This is a genomic window from Virgibacillus sp. DJP39, assembly GCF_049310925.1.
Lineage (GTDB): Bacteria > Bacillota > Bacilli > Bacillales > Amphibacillaceae > Virgibacillus_F.
The window spans coordinates 19,163-35,365 of record NZ_JBMERP010000025.1 but is presented as its reverse complement, the minus strand read 5'-3'; the positions used below and the strand labels follow the sequence as shown (position 1 = coordinate 35,365).

17 protein-coding genes are annotated in these 16,203 nt (G+C 35.6%); 12 read left to right on the top strand and 5 right to left on the bottom strand.

What is annotated here, in order from left to right; genetic code table 11:
* The first annotated feature begins 30 nt into the window (after positions 1–30).
* The 4 genes from ACOI1D_RS10240 (at position 31) to ACOI1D_RS10225 (ending at position 2,557) form a co-directional block, all read left to right on the top strand.
* Positions 31–1,164, top strand: coding sequence for an MBL fold metallo-hydrolase (locus ACOI1D_RS10240; protein WP_422501186.1), 1,134 nt, complete (start codon positions 31–33; stop codon positions 1,162–1,164).
* Positions 1,165–1,179: 15 nt separating this feature from the next.
* Positions 1,180–1,407, top strand: coding sequence for a sulfurtransferase TusA family protein (locus ACOI1D_RS10235; protein WP_422501185.1), 228 nt, complete (start codon positions 1,180–1,182; stop codon positions 1,405–1,407).
* Positions 1,408–1,467: 60 nt separating this feature from the next.
* Positions 1,468–2,037 carry a class I SAM-dependent methyltransferase gene (locus ACOI1D_RS10230; protein WP_422501184.1) on the top strand — a complete coding sequence of 190 codons (570 nt, stop codon included), beginning with the start codon at positions 1,468–1,470 and terminating at the stop codon, positions 2,035–2,037.
* Positions 2,038–2,173: 136 nt separating this feature from the next.
* The gene (locus ACOI1D_RS10225) at positions 2,174–2,557 is read left to right on the top strand and encodes a DUF302 domain-containing protein (RefSeq protein ID WP_422501183.1); all 384 of its coding nucleotides are present in this window, start codon (positions 2,174–2,176) and stop codon (positions 2,555–2,557) included.
* A gap of 508 nt (positions 2,558–3,065) precedes the next feature.
* Here ACOI1D_RS10225 and ACOI1D_RS10220 read toward each other — a convergent pair.
* Entirely contained in the window at positions 3,066–3,323 is a 258-nt protein-coding gene (locus tag ACOI1D_RS10220; RefSeq protein ID WP_422501182.1) for a ferritin-like domain-containing protein, read from the bottom strand.
* Between the two features lie 631 nt (positions 3,324–3,954).
* Here ACOI1D_RS10220 and betA point away from each other — a divergent pair.
* The 5 genes from betA (at position 3,955) to ACOI1D_RS10195 (ending at position 9,419) form a co-directional block, all read left to right on the top strand.
* Positions 3,955–5,640: a choline dehydrogenase gene (gene betA / locus ACOI1D_RS10215; RefSeq protein ID WP_422501181.1), complete on the top strand. Its 1,686-nt coding sequence runs from the start codon at positions 3,955–3,957 to the stop codon at positions 5,638–5,640.
* Between the two features lie 415 nt (positions 5,641–6,055).
* Positions 6,056–7,015, top strand: a complete 960-nt coding sequence (locus tag ACOI1D_RS10210) for a nucleotidyltransferase domain-containing protein (RefSeq protein ID WP_422501180.1) — start codon at positions 6,056–6,058, stop codon at positions 7,013–7,015.
* Between the two features lie 11 nt (positions 7,016–7,026).
* Positions 7,027–7,626, top strand: coding sequence for a hypothetical protein (locus ACOI1D_RS10205; RefSeq protein ID WP_422501179.1), 600 nt, complete (start codon positions 7,027–7,029; stop codon positions 7,624–7,626).
* A 68-nt stretch (positions 7,627–7,694) separates the two neighbouring features.
* The gene (locus tag ACOI1D_RS10200; protein ID WP_422501178.1) at positions 7,695–7,907 is read left to right on the top strand and encodes a hypothetical protein; all 213 of its coding nucleotides are present in this window, start codon (positions 7,695–7,697) and stop codon (positions 7,905–7,907) included.
* A 339-nt stretch (positions 7,908–8,246) separates the two neighbouring features.
* Positions 8,247–9,419 carry an endonuclease NucS domain-containing protein gene (locus ACOI1D_RS10195; protein ID WP_422501177.1) on the top strand — a complete coding sequence of 391 codons (1,173 nt, stop codon included), beginning with the start codon at positions 8,247–8,249 and terminating at the stop codon, positions 9,417–9,419.
* Positions 9,420–9,955: 536 nt separating this feature from the next.
* Here the strand turns inward: ACOI1D_RS10195 and ACOI1D_RS10190 are convergent.
* Entirely contained in the window at positions 9,956–10,615 is a 660-nt protein-coding gene (locus ACOI1D_RS10190; RefSeq protein ID WP_422501176.1) for a DUF4145 domain-containing protein, read from the bottom strand.
* 155 nt (positions 10,616–10,770) lie between these two features.
* On the opposite strand from ACOI1D_RS10190, the gene ACOI1D_RS10185 reads away from it, so the two are divergent.
* From ACOI1D_RS10185 to ACOI1D_RS10175, 3 genes are all read left to right on the top strand, one after another.
* Complete coding sequence (locus ACOI1D_RS10185) at positions 10,771–10,923, top strand: hypothetical protein (RefSeq protein ID WP_422501175.1); 153 nt, start codon at positions 10,771–10,773, stop codon at positions 10,921–10,923.
* A 144-nt stretch (positions 10,924–11,067) separates the two neighbouring features.
* The gene (locus ACOI1D_RS10180; protein WP_422501174.1) at positions 11,068–11,343 is read left to right on the top strand and encodes a hypothetical protein; all 276 of its coding nucleotides are present in this window, start codon (positions 11,068–11,070) and stop codon (positions 11,341–11,343) included.
* 26 nt (positions 11,344–11,369) lie between these two features.
* Positions 11,370–11,669, top strand: coding sequence for a DUF6804 family protein (locus ACOI1D_RS10175; RefSeq protein ID WP_422501173.1), 300 nt, complete (start codon positions 11,370–11,372; stop codon positions 11,667–11,669).
* 339 nt (positions 11,670–12,008) lie between these two features.
* Here ACOI1D_RS10175 and ACOI1D_RS10170 read toward each other — a convergent pair whose 3' ends face one another.
* The 3 genes from ACOI1D_RS10170 to cydD form a co-directional block, all read right to left on the bottom strand.
* Entirely contained in the window at positions 12,009–12,296 is a 288-nt protein-coding gene (locus ACOI1D_RS10170; RefSeq protein WP_422501172.1) for a hypothetical protein, read from the bottom strand.
* Between the two features lie 425 nt (positions 12,297–12,721).
* The gene (cydC, locus tag ACOI1D_RS10165; protein WP_422501171.1) at positions 12,722–14,440 is read right to left on the bottom strand and encodes a thiol reductant ABC exporter subunit CydC; all 1,719 of its coding nucleotides are present in this window, start codon (positions 14,438–14,440) and stop codon (positions 12,722–12,724) included.
* On the bottom strand, positions 14,437–16,170 hold the full coding sequence (gene cydD, locus ACOI1D_RS10160) for a thiol reductant ABC exporter subunit CydD (RefSeq protein WP_422501170.1): 1,734 nt from the start codon (positions 16,168–16,170) through the stop codon (positions 14,437–14,439). The genes cydC and cydD overlap by 4 nt, the downstream gene beginning before the upstream one ends.
* Positions 16,171–16,203 lie beyond the last annotated feature (33 nt).

Below are 16,203 nucleotides of genomic sequence, written 5' to 3'. Positions count from 1 at the left end.
AATGTATGCTTTATTTAAAGGAGGCTAACAATGACAACACCCATAACAACCAAAGAATTAGCGGAAAAAGTTGTTAATCATGAAAAGACTCTGATCTTAGATGTCCGAAATACAGATGAATTTGATAACTGGAAAATTGAAGGCGGAAATGTGGAAGTAATCAATGAACCGTACTTTAATTTATTAGATGGAATTGACCCTGTTGCTGAAAAATTAGATAAAGATCAAGAAGTCATTGTTGTTTGTGCTAAAGGCGGTTCTTCTCAAATGGTAGCTGAGTTACTGGAAGATGAAGGTGGATTCACTAATACCTATAACCTAGAAGGTGGCATGAAAGCATGGAGTGAACATTTAGAACCCGTTAAAATTGGTGATTTAAAGGATGGCGGAAGTTTATATCAATTTGTACGTTTGGGTAAAGGGTGCTTATCTTATATGGTGGAATCTGATGGTGAAGCAGCTATTATTGACACAAACCGGATGATTGATATATACGAAGCATTCGCCAAAGAAAAAGAGGTAAAAATTAAACATTTAATTGATACCCACCTCCACGCTGATCATATTTCGGGTGGCCGTGCTTTAGCTGATAAAGTAGGTGGAACGTATCACTTACCATCAAAAGACGCAACAGAATTAACTTATGATTACAAGGCATTAGAAGAAGGAAACGACATCGTTGTGGGAAACACAATGGTGAAAGTACAACCAATTTATTCACCGGGACATACAATCGGAAGCACATCATTAATTATTGATGATGAATATCTTTTAACAGGCGACATTTTATTTGTTAAATCCATCGGCCGACCAGACTTAGCTGGTAAAGCGGAAGATTGGGTTGGAGACCTTCGTAACAGTCTTTATAAACGGTACAAAGAATTATCCGAAGATTTAATCGTCTTACCTGCACATTACTCATTTGCAGAAGAACTTGGTAAAGGCGGAAGTGTATCTGCACGCTTGGGCGATCTTTATCAACGTAATGAAGGGCTGCAAGTAGACGATGAAGAGGTCTTTAGAAAAATGGTGACAGAAAATCTTCCACCACAACCAAATGCATATCAAGAAATCCGTGAAACAAACATGGGAAAAATCACACCTGAAGATGAAAAACAAAGAGACATGGAAATTGGACCAAACCGCTGTGCGGTTCATGGATAAAAGGAGAAATTTATAATGGAAACAACAAAGGTATTAGATGCAAAAGGATTGGCATGTCCGATGCCAATTGTTAAAACGAAGAAAGCTATTAATGATATAGAATCAGGTGACATTTTAGAAGTGCACGCTACGGATAAAGGTGCGAAAAGTGACTTAACTGCATGGGCAAAATCTGGAGGTCATGAACTTCTAAAAGATACTGAAGAAGGAGACTTACTAAAGTTTTGGATTAAAAAAGGATAGAAGGTGGCCCTTAGGGGACCCGGGCCCCTTTTTGTAATTGATTAAGAAAGAGGGAAAAGGATGTCTGATAAAAAATTTAATCCCGATAAAGCGCATAAACTAATAAGTATAGAGAGAAAAGCATTACTGCCACCTGATAAAATTTTAGAGTACTTAGCCATTGATTCAAATGATATTGTTGCTGATCTTGGTGCAGGTAACGGTTATTTTACGATTCCAATTGCTAAAAGCACCAATGATACTGTCTATGCCGTTGATATTGAGCCTAAAATGCTTAACATGCTAAAAGAAAATGCAGATAAAGAAAATATAAATAATATTAACTATGTCGAAGGCGATTTAGTTAATATTAAGCTAGATGATGAGTCCATAAATAAAGCTATTGTGTCTATGGTTATTCATGAAGTGACTAGTATTAATCAGACAATCAATGAAATAAAACGAATTTTAAAACCAGGTGGCAAGATACTCATTATTGAATGGAAAGCAATTGAAACAGAACAGGGTCCTCCTTTGCACGAAAGGATTCCAGCTAATGATCTACTCGATACTTTTAAAAGTGCGAATTTTGATGTTGAACTAATTGATTTAAATCAGCAACACTATGCGATCAGGGCAAGTATGAACTAATTAAGAGGATTGAGGGGCAAGGTTAATGAAGAATATGTGGAAAATGTTATGACCGGCTCAGAAAATAATGTTCCTGGCGGGATCAGGGTTTGTTATCTATTTTGTAATCATAAATTTGTATGAAGGAGGATTTTAGATGTTTCATTATACAGTAGAAACGAATAAATCAATGGAAGAGGCAGTTGAGTCTTTAGAAGCAAGCTTAATGAATGAACAATTTGGAGTGTTATGGAAGTTTGATATAAAGTCTAAGTTACAAGAAAAGGGATTAGACTTTAATCAACCATATCTGGTACTTGAGGTATGTAATCCTAAAGAAGCCGAACGTGTTTTATCTCAGAATCAAATGGTCGGGTACTTTTTACCATGTAAAATCGTAGTTTATGAAGATGGCGGAAAAATTAAAATCGGTTTACCTAGACCAACAGCACTAATCGAAATGGTTAATGATGATTCTCTTAAAGAATTTGCAGCAGATATTGAAAATAGACTTATTGTATGTATTGATCAAAGCGTTTAATTTTCATAAATACTTAATAAAAACGGTAGAGGTAAGTGAATTACCTTTATCGTTTTTTTAATGTACTAAATTAATGAAACAGGTTATTCAAGGTGAAATTTAGAGTTATGTAAGGAAAAAAGTATAACAGGCAAATTAACGCTCTATTATTCTTACTGGAATTGATTAATGTTTGAAGATAATTAAGTCCTAGAAAGGCCTCTTTCAAATGCTGCTAGATGATTTAAAGAGGCGTTAGGTAATTGCTGAAAAACTGTCCTCACATCAGTAGGAATATCATATGATAGAAATCTTTCGTACATAGATATATTCTCTATCTCTCCCTGAACACCAGATCGATAGGATGCTTTAATGCTTTCTGGTGTAGTTATAAAATTCTGCGATATATCTTCCGGTATTGGTACTTGATACCGCTCAAATGAAGGGTAATAATGCACTTATATGTCTAATTTCGGCTTGTTTTATTCTTGTATAAGTTGGAATGTCGCCATAGGTTCCAAGAATATTCTCATACCTTGCTTGCCAAGTATTCATCCTGAAGAGCATAAGTTAGCATTTGAGAGAATGTTAATGTTGTATCAGTTAATGCTACTTTAGCTCCGTAATTCTCAACTTGACGACTAACCTTGATACTATCTGTTACATTTGAAATAAAAAACATAAACCAATCAGCGTGATTTTGTTCATCAGCTGCTGCATGTCGAAATCTATCTTTAATAAAAGGATCTTTCGCTTGATTGGCTATATCCAAGTAAGGGGAATCCAAACTTCTTCAGCAAAGTAAAAATATGTAGAGTTATAGTAAGAATATATCAATAGTTAAATAAAGGATTGTCAATTTGGCAATCCTTTTTAGTGTTGTTTAATCCTTTTACTCCTAAGAGTCTATTCAGTCCATATTAAGCATACTGCCTGTCACCCGAAACCAACACTTTTTTGTTCAAGAATTCAAGAGATCTATAGTGGAAATAATTAAGTATCTTATTCTTGTTAAACAAACGGACGCCGTTATTCAAAAAGGGTTAACGTTCTTTTTGTAGACTCTATCATACTAACGGAGGTTAATATAAAAACATTTTTCTTGAGTGTATGTAAAATAGACGAAGGTTTACAAAAAAATAATGGTATGGTACATTAAATATATTAAATACGTTAAATAAAAACTTAACAAAGTTAATAAATAAAGTAAATGTTAATTTAAAGGAGATTAGGTCGAGGCCAGTTTTCGAAGAATGAAATCTCAACCCACGAGCCACGGAATGGGTTTAAGAAAATAGTAATAAGTAACTATCAAACTAGTAACTGATTTTTAATACTGAAGAAGAGTTTTTGATGAATGCTTTTCAGCTTGAATTAATTACTGGATTCAGTTTTCAACATCCAAGGAGGTACTTAAAATGAAAGAAACATATGATATTGTTGTCGTAGGTGGAGGTAGTGCGGGTTCTGTACTCGGCGACCGTCTAAGTGAAGATGGGAAACGCAGTGTTCTTGTTTTAGAGGCAGGACGTAAAGACTTTTCATGGGACTTATTGATCCAAATGCCAGCAGCTTTGCCGTTCCCAGCAGGGAAATCATTATACGACTGGAAATACGAATCTGATCCTGAACCTTATATGAATGGAAGACGTATCAAGCATGCCCGGGGAAAAGTGCTGGGAGGTTCGGGCTCAATCAATGGCATGATTTTCCAACGCGGAAATCCATTGGACTATGAACGTTGGGGAGCAGATACAGGTATGGAAACGTGGGATTTTTCACACTGTCTGCCGTATTTCAAAAGAATGGAAAATGCTTTAGCTTCGGACCCAGATGACAAATTACGTGGCCACGATGGTCCTCTCAAATTGGAACGCGGGCCAGCTACTAAGCCTTTATTCCAAGCCTTCTTCAATGCAGGAGTTGAGGCTGGCTACTCGCGAACCCCTGATGTAAATGGTTTTCGACAAGAGGGATTCGGTCCGTTTGATAAGCATGTGTACAAAGGCAGACGTTATTCACCTTCACGTGCATATCTTCATCCGGCAATGGGGCGTCAGAACCTCACTGTGAAAACGCGTGCTTTTGTTACAAGTATCGATTTCAATGGTACCCGAGCGAACGGTGTGACATATCAACGAGACGGGAAGACTCATCAAGTTACTGCAGGTGAAGTTGTACTCGCAGGTGGTGCAATTAATACGCCGCAGCTACTTCAACTGTCAGGTGTTGGCAATGCAGAACACTTGCGTTCGATTGGTATCGAACCGGTAGTTGATCTTCCAGGTGTAGGCGAAAACCTTCAGGATCATCTTGAATCCTACATCCAATATTCTTGTCCGTTACCTGTTTCAGAGCAGCCCAACTTAAAGAAAACACGGATGCCTTTCATCGGTTTGCAGTGGTTGCTTGGACGCAAAGGCCCAGCAGCAACCAACCATTTCGAAGGTGGAGGTTTTGTTCGTTCGAACGAGGACGTCGACTACCCAAATTTGATGTTCCACTTCCTTCCGGTAGCGGTTCGGTACGACGGAAAGAAAGCGGACACTGCTCACGGATTCCAAGTACACGTCGGACCTATGTACTCTGATGCCCGAGGGTCATTAAAGATTCGTTCGAAAAACCCTAAAGAGCACCCGAGCATGGTATACAACTATCTTTCGACTGAACAGGACAAACGTGAGTGGATTGAAGCGATAAAAGTTTCGCGTGAAATCATGTCTCAGCCAGCTATGGCACCTTACAATTCGGGAGAAATCTCACCCGGTCCTTCTGTTAGTACAGATGAAGAGATTTTGGAATGGGTGAAGAAAGATGCCGAGACTGCACTTCATCCGAGTTGCACGGCAAAGATGGGCCCTGCTTCAGATCCAATGTCTGTCGTAGATCCGTTAACCATGAAGGTCCATGGGCTCGACAATGTACGAGTTGTCGATGCGTCTGCCATGCCTTATGTCACTAACGGTAATATCCATGCACCGGTGTTGATGTTGGCAGAAAAGGCATCGGACCTAATCCTTGGACGCAAACCACTGGAGCCTATTGATGCAGACTTCTATCGTCATGGAGTACACCCAGCCGACGCAGGTACAGTAAAAGGTTAAGTTAAATAATACTTTCATGAGAAGGCACTCTTAAATAAAAGAGTGCCTTCTTTTTTTTTTAGTTAGAAAATAGCGCCTGATTCTATTAAATTTCCTTTTGCTTCCTCAATTGTTCCCAAATGATTACAGTCAATGAAATGTACCATCTATGACATAGTTTTTACCACTTAATGATAAAAAAGTGTAGGAAATTTTTACCTTCTTTTAAGTACTACAATGAATATTACTATTTTTTTAATTATTTTGTAAATTTAATATAATAAATGCTATAATTAAACAGTTGAAGAGTAATGGAGGTACTTTTAATAACCTTATTGGTTTTTTAGGAAATATTAAAATTTTTATGGAAATATGCTGAATAGGATATATTTAAATTAAATAAAAAAGATTAATAAAGAAAGGAGTCAGAGTATCAATGAAGTTCTCAGAAGAGACATTGAAGTTATTTGCAGCACCTCTAAGTGAGACAGAGGAGCAAAAATGTAAAAATGGTATTGGAATGGTAAGGGATGCACTAAAAGGAATTGGATTCAGTGATGATGAACAAACAATTGAAAAGATGTTTTCAGACACTTTTTCATATTCTATAGAAATGAGGAATAATGCAAAAAATAGGAAGTTGAAAATGTTTGTTAAGGGTTCATATGCTAACAACACAAATGTTAGAACAGAAAGTGATGTGGATATTGCAGTAGTTTTAGAGTCCACTTTTAAAGTAGTATATAGGGCTGGTATTACTGACGATACTTATGGATTTTCTAATTCTGATGTAAGTGAAAAAACATTTAAAGACGAAGTTGAAGAAGCTTTAAGAAGTAAATTTGGTAGAGATGTAGAGCGTAAAAATAAATCAATAAAAATACACGGTAATACATATCGGGTAGACGCAGATAGTGTTCCTTGTATGAGACGTAGAGACTATAGAAATGACTACACAAACCAGTCAACAAATTATGTTGGTGGTATCGTAATAAGTTCTGATGAAGGTGAAACAATTATTAATTATCCAGAACAACACATAAAAAATGGAAGAGATAAAAATAATCATACTAATACATATTATAAAAAAATGGTTAGGATTATTAAAAAGATGAGATATATTATGCAAGAAGAAAATTATGAAGCTGCAAATAACGTTAGTTCATTTGGTCTAGAATCTCTTCTATGGAATTTACCTAATGAGGTATTTACAAAATATACAACTTATAAGTTCGTTTTAGGAGATGTAATAGAATATCTTTGGGGAAATAATAGTAGTTTACCTTCTTATAAGGAAGCGAATGGATTAAAACCTTTATGCTCTTCAAGTGCTGATTTTGAAAATTATACTAGATTTATAAAAGATTTGTACAACTTTTATGAATATGATATCTAGGGGGAGTTTATATGACTGAGGAAGTAAAAAGGCATTTGAAGATTGCTTTTTATGCTTGTATTGCATTATTTACTTTTTGTATATTTATTCTCAAGCCTAATTCGCTTAGGGACTATTCTAGTTATGCGGGTTTAGCCGTTTTTCTAACTACAATTATTTCAGTGTTATACGAAAAATGGGTTTGGAGATTTAATCCCATTGAAAAGACACCTAAATTATTTAAACATTATAACGGTACTATAGAGTATAGCTATAATGGAAGTGTTGAACATAAGAACTTGAAGATATATGTAAGGCAAAGTTTATTTAATTTAGATATTAAGTTAGTAACTGAAGAAATAATAAGTACAACTATTACTAGTAAGATAGTGAAGGAAAATGGGAATTATGTATTATATTATACATATATTACAAACCCCAAAAGTAAGTTCAGTGATACTAATCCAATACAGTACGGAACTAGTAGATTTTTATTGGATGAAACTGAGGTATTGCAGGGTGTATATTGGACAAGTAGAAAAACAAAAGGTGATATATATTTAGATTATAAAATAGGTTATAAAGATGAGAAATTCAATCATAAATTATTAGAAGATAAAAAAGTTGATTGATCTGATTTATAATTATTGGATAACCATGTTACACAATCAGGCGCGATTGTGAACATGGGAGATAGAAAATGATCAAACTTAATCTCAAAGCTAAAAAAATAGCCACAAAGAGTGGTACTATTAGAACAATTGAAACAAAGAAAATGCCAAAGTTATTTTGCGACTTCCCATTAAACGGAAGTAAAGAATACGCCTTTCCTATCATTGTGAATTCTGACCTTATTGACGTTGAAATAAATCGCGATGCAATAAGAGATTGTAACGTGGATATTAAAATATAATCCAACAAGCGGTTTCTTTATGTAGAAAATTAATAGATTATTGCACTGAAAATGTTAATACTAGAAATGTAGCATGGGGGGACCGTTCTACTGCTCAATTTGTTTTTCTCAGAAACAAAGAGACTGTCAATATGCATACTAAAGGGTCTAAATTGGATGGGTTAAGAAATGCTCGATAAGTGTTCACATTGTACAAGTATAGGAAAAAGCTTGATTAAGGTATCGAAGCGAATAAAGCAAAGGAAATGTCCAATCGCTATCAGTATCGGTAAACTCACATGAGTCCCTAAAAGTGAAGCGTAGGAACTGTCACAAAAAAATTACAAAGGTGGATTTAATATGAATATTCTTTCTGAGCAAGAGTTCGAAGATATATTGGTAGTTCATCCAGAGTTAATAGAAGATGGTTTGCAGTTAATTGAAAGGCAGGGCCAATTAGAAAATAAAAGAACGGACTTAATCTTTGCTGATAAAGAAGACAATATTTTGTTAACAGAGTTAAAGAGAGATGTTATTGTAACTGACAATGTATACCAAATCCAAGATTATATTGATAGATTAAAAAGTAAGGTCAATAAAAGGATAAGGGCAATGCTCATAGGACAGAAAGTTCCTTCTGACATACAAAAAATTTGCTTAACTAACAACATAGAGTGGAAAGAGATTAATACTGAAATGGTTTTCAATTATCTTAAAGAACAAGATCCAAAATTATATCGTTCTATCTTTGTTAAAGGAAAATTACATCAAGAAGCAGCTACAATTTCTAAAATGAGTTTTCAGGATTACTTGAATGAAACTTCCCCGTTTGGGGTGCCTTATACCTCTTACCAATTTTTTGCGCCAAAAGATGCTAGTCCGGAATTAAGTAACGATAATAAAGACAATCAGATAGTAGCTGATGAATTTATTCGAATAATCAAGGATCATTCATTTGACCGGCATTTTTTTAATAATAATATTCACCTTAAGCGAAGCGATGACAAAACCTCTGAATGGAGTGTTAAAGCAAAAGGTGCATGGCAAGGGGACGTTATCAGTTATTCCTTAAAAGCTAGTAACGAACAATATTCAATTCCTTGTGAAGTTTACTTAGGAACTATAGGATATCGTGGAAACAAAACAACTTTTGCTGATGAAAAATCTAGATTTATGGTTGCGAGAGTAGGGAAAGGTAAAAAACAAATAACAACTCAATACGGATTTCATAAATACTTGAGCACAAATAATAAAAGTCTTTTACCTTATTATGAATTAAAGTTTAACGCAAAAGGATTACCGAAGAAATATTGGAATGAAGTATATAGCATCTTAGACAAGTATGGATATTTTATAAGAGAATCTGATGATAAGAAACCAACAAAAATCCTATGGTTAGGCAATATTAGTTTATCTGAAGATAGTAATAAACAAGTAGGGAATTTAATAGAGGCGTTGTTTGCAGTAACTATATTGAAATCTCACTATAAAGAGGAAGAAAAGGGATATGAATTTGAATTTTTAAAGGGCTAATAAATGCATGCCGGTGCTCTGCCATGCCTTATATCACTAACGGCAATATCCATGCTCCTGTGTTTATGTTGGCGGAAAAGGCATCGGACCTAATCCTTGGACGTAAACCAATGGATCCTATTGATGCTGACTTCTATCGTCATGGAGTACATCCAGCCGACGCAGGCACAGTAAAAGGTTAAGTTAAATAATACTTTAATAAGAAGGCCTCTTTTAAATTGTAAGAGTGCCTTCTTTTTTTAGTTGGAAAATAGCGCGCTTCTATTGAATTTTCTTGTGTTTTCTCAATAGCTTCCAAATTCATTTGTACTTCTCTTCCAACATCTGGCAAAGATATACCATGAAGGAACGAAAGAAACTTTTCTCAGCTATAGGGAATTTTCCTAAAACTGTGTGGAATTGTTTTCACCATTGCTATATCTTGAAGCTTTCGGACACTAGTAGTCTTACTCGATTTACCCACTTCGAGCTCTGCAAATACTAAGAGTCATCTGATCTTTAAAGCATAGTGCCTAGTCAATTATTGGAGAGTGAGTTTATCCATCTATAAATTTTTTAAGTTCTTCTAAAGTTTTTGGTTTGGTTATTAGTTCATCAACTATGTCGTTAATTATAGTTAACAAATGTTTTGGTATTTCTGGATGCTCTTCAAAACTAATAGAGCCAGTGTGTGCTCCTGTATTTCCTACTTTACGTACTAAATGTAGTTTTTGCTTTAGAACAGAGCTGATATCATGACTGTCTTCTAAATCTTTAATTCTATCGTAAAGTTTACCTTTGGCATATCCAAGATGTGCTAGTAAATTTTCTAGTGTTAATCTTGCTAATGCTGCAGATGAACGTAATGATAAATGCATAACAGAACCTGCTTCTTTATATGTCTTCTTAATATGTTCAGGCATATCTTTATGCGGTGGTGAAATGTTCTCAAAATTCATAGGATAAACTTGTAATTCATCACCTTGCATAGATTTTAACCAATAGGTGATTTTATCACATTTATTGCAATTTGATTGAATTATTCCAGATAAATTATCAAAACCAAATGGATCAGGATCTTTTTCAGTTATAGTTGTTCCTGGATCAGTACCGAATGGACCATGTACGAAATACCAAGTATGAGAATAATACTCTAAACAGTGTGGACATATAAACACAGGATTTTTACTAGTATTTCCATTAAATAGTTTAGACATATTCTAAAACACTCCATTCTCTTTTAAAACAATTCTATCATGAAAGTAGGTGATTAACATTTAAGGGTTATCTAAAAGGTAACGGAAAACATGCTGCAAGTGATTTTAAAGAGGGTGCGAAACACACTATCATACCGCAAGAAAAGAAGATTCATATGTTGGTATTTTGGAATAAAAAGGGAACCAAATTAAAGGACACCCTACCATTTTTACTTTTGGCAGTAGGACAAGTATTAGGTTCATTACTCGCTGAAGTATTAATTGAATCATGTGGGTATGTTACCTCTTTTATTCTTGATAAAGCATAGTGCCTGTCACCCGGAACTATTCTCTAGAACCGCGTGTCTTTAGTTTGGGTGACAGGAACTTGTCAAAAGTACTAGACTTTCTTATGTGTATGTTAGAGTTAGGTAGACATTGTCATACTAGATCATAAGGGAGGTACATTAGCTATGAATAATAGGTCACAAGCAAATTCATTAAAACAACATAATTCTATGATGGCCAAAAATGTATGGTGTAAGACAAGTTTTTGGATTGGTATTGTTTCCATATTTTTAGGCGGTTTTATTGGTATTATTCCACTTGTAGGATTAATTTTTTCTATAATTGGTTTAACAAAGTTTAATAAAGAAGTGCATAGTGGGTTATGGATGGGTATAGCTGGTTTGATATTAAACCTACTATACTTACTTGTTAATTCATATATGAATGGACATATTGGTTAAGGGAGTAATGAAAATTGAATATTAATATGATAGCACGTATTCTGTTAATAATTGTTATTTTTTTTGGTATTTTAAATCAACCTTATTCATATTACGAGTTTTTAAGAATTTTTGTATTTATTATTTCCGTTATACTAACAATAAATTCTTTTCAAAAAGTCAACAAATCTGGATTTGAATATTTATATCTTGGATTGGCTATTTTGTTTAACCCTATTATTCCAATATACGCATCCAAAGAAATATGGGTTATTTTTGATGTGGTTTCAATTATCTTGATTGGGACCAGTCTTTCTATAGATAAGGCAGAAAAGGATTCAAATTAATTGCATAATCTATTATCCTCTTGTAAAAAAATGGAACTGGGTTAATTCTAACTATTAAGAGAAGAGGTTACGTAAGGGGACAGGTACTTATCAATTATAAAAAGACAATTATAATATATAATCCGGGGGGTATTATTATCCGTTATACAATAAAGAAGTTATTACCTAAAGATTATTATAAATGCAGCAATATATGGGATATGACAAAAAATCCAGATATGGTGAATCTGTTTTATGATGAAATAGTAAACGAGAACAGAATTACTTTTATCTATATAGAAAATAATGAGTTTTTAGGGGAAGGATCTTTAGTTTTTTATAAAAATGATCCAGATTATACTATTCCAGATAAACGTATATATCTATCTCAATGAGTGTTTTTAAAAAGTATCTATTGGTTAATTTAATTTTATTGTTTGTACATCCCATGTTGTTCTTTACCGGAATCATGGGATTTGGATCTGCACCTGACCATACTCCAAAAATTGAATTAATAAAAGCTATACTATCCCTTGCTTTTGTTGGGGCATGTGCAAACTTATTAGTTTTTATTATTTCTGCATTTAGCAGAAAAAATATAAAACAAAACTTAATTTGGGCTTTGGCATTTTTTACTTTAGTTTTCACAGTGTATTTAGGCGTTTTTTGGTCGGTGTTAAAATAAGCCCGAGAATCCCAACCTGTTTGGAAGCATGGGGGACGGACGATTCTACTGCTTCATTTGTTTTTCTCAGAAGCATAGAGACTGTCCTTGTGCATCCTAAAGTAACTAAATTGGATGGATTAAAAAATGCTCGATGAGTGTTCATATGTACAAGTATAGGTAAAAGCTTGATTAAGGTATCGAAGCGAATAAAGCAAAGGAAATGTCACAAAAAAATTACAAAGGTGGATTTAATATGAATATTCTTTCTGAGAAAGAGTTCGGGGGGAGTGGGTAACTCGTTTTATATTACCTTGGATAGCGCTTTATAAAAGCAACAAAATTTACGTAAAGAGTCCTTTGAAAAACCCCCTGGCACACTCTAAAGTTGAGCCAGGGGGGGTTCTACTTAAAGTAAACTTTTTTCAATTTGTTTCATTTCGTAAAAGTAGCCTTTTGCCTGCATCAACTCATTAAAAGTACCGGATTCAATAATTGTCCCTTGTTCCATGACAATAATTTGATCCATTCTTTCCAGCCCTGTTAATCGATGACTTACAAGTACGAGCGTGTCGTCTTTCGCTAGTTCAAAAAGATGTTCGTATATGGAATGTTCCGTAAGCGCATCGATAGAGGAAGTTGGCTCATCCAATAGCCAGAGCCGTCCATTCTTCAACATCGCGCGAGCAATAGCTAGCCTTTGTTTTTCTCCTCCTGAAAGGTTTTCACCTTTCTCAAGGACAGAATTAGTTAACGAAAAGTGTTCAAGTTTTACTTTTACTAACATGGCTTCCATTTGTTCATCGGTCAATTCATCATTAGCAAGTAGTAGGTTATCCCGTACAGTACCAAAGAAAAAGTGGCTTTCCTGTAGGACTACATTAGCCTTTTTCCAAATATTTTCTGGATTTAATCGATCGATAGAAATGCCATCGAGACTTATTTCACCTTGATTGGCAGGATTAATCTTTAGTAAAAGCTGCAGCAAGGTTGATTTTCCAGATCCGCTGGGACCAACAATAGCTGTCTTTGAACCAGCTGGCAGCTTCATGTCAACATTTCTTAAAGCCATTCGCCATTCGTCTGTAAACCCAAACGTGACACCGTTCATTTCAATAGATGGTGTCGTATTGCGCGGAAGCTGTTCTATTTGCTCAAGCTCTTTCACCGCTTCTCCATCATCACGAACGACGGAGAACAGCCGCGTTGCTGCCTGTTTACTGTCTTGTATGTGGATAGGGAAGACGGCCATTGGGGAAACATCCTCAAAAACAGTTAGTGAAATCATCAGGAGCATCGCCAAGAAGATCCCATCCAATTGGCCGTTCACAACTAAGTAAGCGCCCATTACCAAGACAAACCAGGACACAAGAAGCGATACAAATGTATTCACGGATTGACTAAATATCGTATTCACATTTTCAATTTCCTGCTCTTTAATGTACGCATTAGATGATTGGATTAACCGCTGTTCTTTTTCATCAAGTCTTTGATATATTTTTAAATCACGAAAGCCATGAAGGAATTCGGTGACTTCTGTTGATAATTCGCCTCTTCCTTCTCGAACATGATGGTCAATTTTTGCTTGTCTTAACGCAAACAAAGCCGGAACAACAAAAACTGTCAAAATAAGGCCACCAAGTAATGCAAGTGCCACATAAACGGAGTAGAAAGCGGTAAATAGAATCGTACTTAAAAATACAGTGACGATAACAATAGGAGGGTAAAAAACTCTTAAATAGAAATTCTGTAGACTTTCAACATCTCCAACAATTCGTGAAAGTAAGTCCCCACTGCGATACCTTTGAAAAATTCCTGGTGCTAATGGTTCAAGTTTTTCAAAAAAGGAAACACGCAAGTTACGTAAGATTGTAAATGTCGCTCGATGTGAAAAATACCTTTCCGCATAACGGCTGATTGCTTTCGTGATTCCGAGCAATTTCACAGTTGATGTTAAAACAATCAATGCATATAAAGGAGGTGCAAGGGCTGCCTTTGAAATCAAATATCCGCTGGCGGCAAAGAGACCCACAGCTGCCATTCCAGCAATGGAGGCAAAGATAATCGAGTAAAGAATATCTTTTTTTTCAACCATCAGCAGTTTAATAACAATCGCTAAATCTTTCATTCCGCAGTCCCTCCTTGCTGTACAGAAACCATATCACGATATTCTGCCACCGTATCGATCAGTTCATCATGTGTTCCTACTGCAACTAAGCTTCCATTTTCTAAGAACAGTATTTTATCGGCATTTTTAATCGTATGGAGGCGATGTGCCACAGTAATCACTGTTGAACTTTGCGACAATTGTTTGATCGAAGCTTGCAGAATTCGTTCTGTTTGCAGGTCAAGTCCTGTTGTTGGCTCATCAAAAAGAGTAACGGAAGGCCTTTTCAGAAAAGCTCTAGCTATTGCGACGCGTTGTTTTTCTCCACCAGAAAGTCCTCTTCCTGCTTCACCGACGGGGGTATCATAGCCCTTTTCGAGTGATTGTATCATTTCTGAAATTCCCGCCTGTTTCGCAGCTTGTTCTAATTCGAAACGCGAGGCATCCAATTTTCCGCCAATTGCAATATTTTCTGCAATGGTACCTGAGAAAATATACGGATGTTGCGAAATATAGCTCAATTGGTCAAACCAATCTTGTTCTTTGTAATCGGATAAAGTTCTGCCATTGATGGCTATATTTCCTTCAGAAGGAGCAATCAGACCTGCGATCACATGTAAAAGTGTTGTTTTTCCTGAGCCGCTACGGCCAACAATTGCAATTTGTCCATTTGAAGGAATTTCGGCATCGATACTTTTTAACGAAAACTGATCTTCCCCATAACTATAGGTTACGTTTTGCAAATTGATCTTTGGCGGTGTTTCTTCTTTAGCTAAATTTGTATTTCCCCACTTAATTTCCTGCTCTGTTTCTGCCAATTCATCTGCAACCTTTTGCGCAGCCCCCATACTACCTCGGGCATTGTGAAATGTGCTTCCCAGCTCCTTTAATGACGAATAGAACTCAGGAGCTAGTACTAACACAAAGAAAGCGGTAAAGAAGGAGATGCTTTCATAGATGATTAGCTGAATTGCCACTTCAAGTGCGATGATTCCAATGCTGAGCATCGAAATCAGCTCTAGCATAAAAGAAGAGATAAAGGCTACTTTTAATATTTCCATTGTGGCATCACGAAAACTTAGACTGGTTTTGCTAATCATTTCTTTTTGTTGTTTCGCTCGTCCAAATAATTTTAGCGTAGTAAGTCCCTGTAACGTATCGAGGAAACGTCCAGAAAAGGCCGAAAGCTTTTCCAACTGTTCTTCTGATTTCTTTTTTGTTTGCAATCCAATAATAATCATAAAAACAGGAAGGAAAGGGGCCGTAATGAGCATAATCAACCCAGTGTTAAGGTGTTGCGTGAAAACTACTACAAGAATTAAAAATGGGATGAAGGAAGTTTTCATTACTTGAGGAATGTACTGGCTAAAATAGCTGTCAATTCCATCAACAGCATCCATCATGACACTTACCTTTTTCCCTGATTGTCCTCGCAACGCAGCTTGTAACGGATTCTTCGAATATTTATTTAGGAGGGATTTTCGGAAATCCCTCTTAGCTTTAGCGGCCATCTTGACACCAGTACGCCCGCTCAAATAGGTGAATAGTGTTCTAACCAAGAGAATGAGTAGCAATCCTGCCAATAATGGGAGGATTGCCTGGAAAGACTGATCCTTCAAAAAAACTCCATCAACTATTCTAACGATTAGGTAGGCTTGTCCAACAATTGCTATACCTGTAACCACAGCTGAAATTAACAGAAACAACATGGTTTTTTTCTGCGAGTATGCCAATTCTTTTAGGCTATTCATAAACGTATCAACCTCCCAACTTAAGATCTCAGG

Excerpts from the sequence above, each read along its gene's own strand:
- ACOI1D_RS10200 (WP_422501178.1), top strand. The coding sequence starts at position 7,695 with ATGATCAAACTTAATCTCAAAGCTAAAAAAATAGCCACAAAGAGTGGT.
- ACOI1D_RS10230 (WP_422501184.1), top strand. The coding sequence starts at position 1,468 with ATGTCTGATAAAAAATTTAATCCCGATAAAGCGCATAAACTAATAAGT.
- ACOI1D_RS10210 (WP_422501180.1), top strand. The coding sequence starts at position 6,056 with ATGAAGTTCTCAGAAGAGACATTGAAGTTATTTGCAGCACCTCTAAGT.
- ACOI1D_RS10190 (WP_422501176.1), bottom strand. The coding sequence starts at position 10,615 with ATGTCTAAACTATTTAATGGAAATACTAGTAAAAATCCTGTGTTTATA.
- ACOI1D_RS10185 (WP_422501175.1), top strand. The coding sequence starts at position 10,771 with ATGTTGGTATTTTGGAATAAAAAGGGAACCAAATTAAAGGACACCCTA.
- betA (WP_422501181.1), top strand. The coding sequence starts at position 3,955 with ATGAAAGAAACATATGATATTGTTGTCGTAGGTGGAGGTAGTGCGGGT.
- cydD (WP_422501170.1), bottom strand. The coding sequence starts at position 16,170 with ATGAATAGCCTAAAAGAATTGGCATACTCGCAGAAAAAAACCATGTTG.
- ACOI1D_RS10225 (WP_422501183.1), top strand. The coding sequence starts at position 2,174 with ATGTTTCATTATACAGTAGAAACGAATAAATCAATGGAAGAGGCAGTT.
- ACOI1D_RS10180 (WP_422501174.1), top strand. The coding sequence starts at position 11,068 with ATGAATAATAGGTCACAAGCAAATTCATTAAAACAACATAATTCTATG.
- cydC (WP_422501171.1), bottom strand. The coding sequence starts at position 14,440 with ATGAAAGATTTAGCGATTGTTATTAAACTGCTGATGGTTGAAAAAAAA.
- ACOI1D_RS10175 (WP_422501173.1), top strand. The coding sequence starts at position 11,370 with ATGATAGCACGTATTCTGTTAATAATTGTTATTTTTTTTGGTATTTTA.
- ACOI1D_RS10205 (WP_422501179.1), top strand. The coding sequence starts at position 7,027 with ATGACTGAGGAAGTAAAAAGGCATTTGAAGATTGCTTTTTATGCTTGT.
- ACOI1D_RS10195 (WP_422501177.1), top strand. The coding sequence starts at position 8,247 with ATGAATATTCTTTCTGAGCAAGAGTTCGAAGATATATTGGTAGTTCAT.
- ACOI1D_RS10240 (WP_422501186.1), top strand. The coding sequence starts at position 31 with ATGACAACACCCATAACAACCAAAGAATTAGCGGAAAAAGTTGTTAAT.
- ACOI1D_RS10235 (WP_422501185.1), top strand. The coding sequence starts at position 1,180 with ATGGAAACAACAAAGGTATTAGATGCAAAAGGATTGGCATGTCCGATG.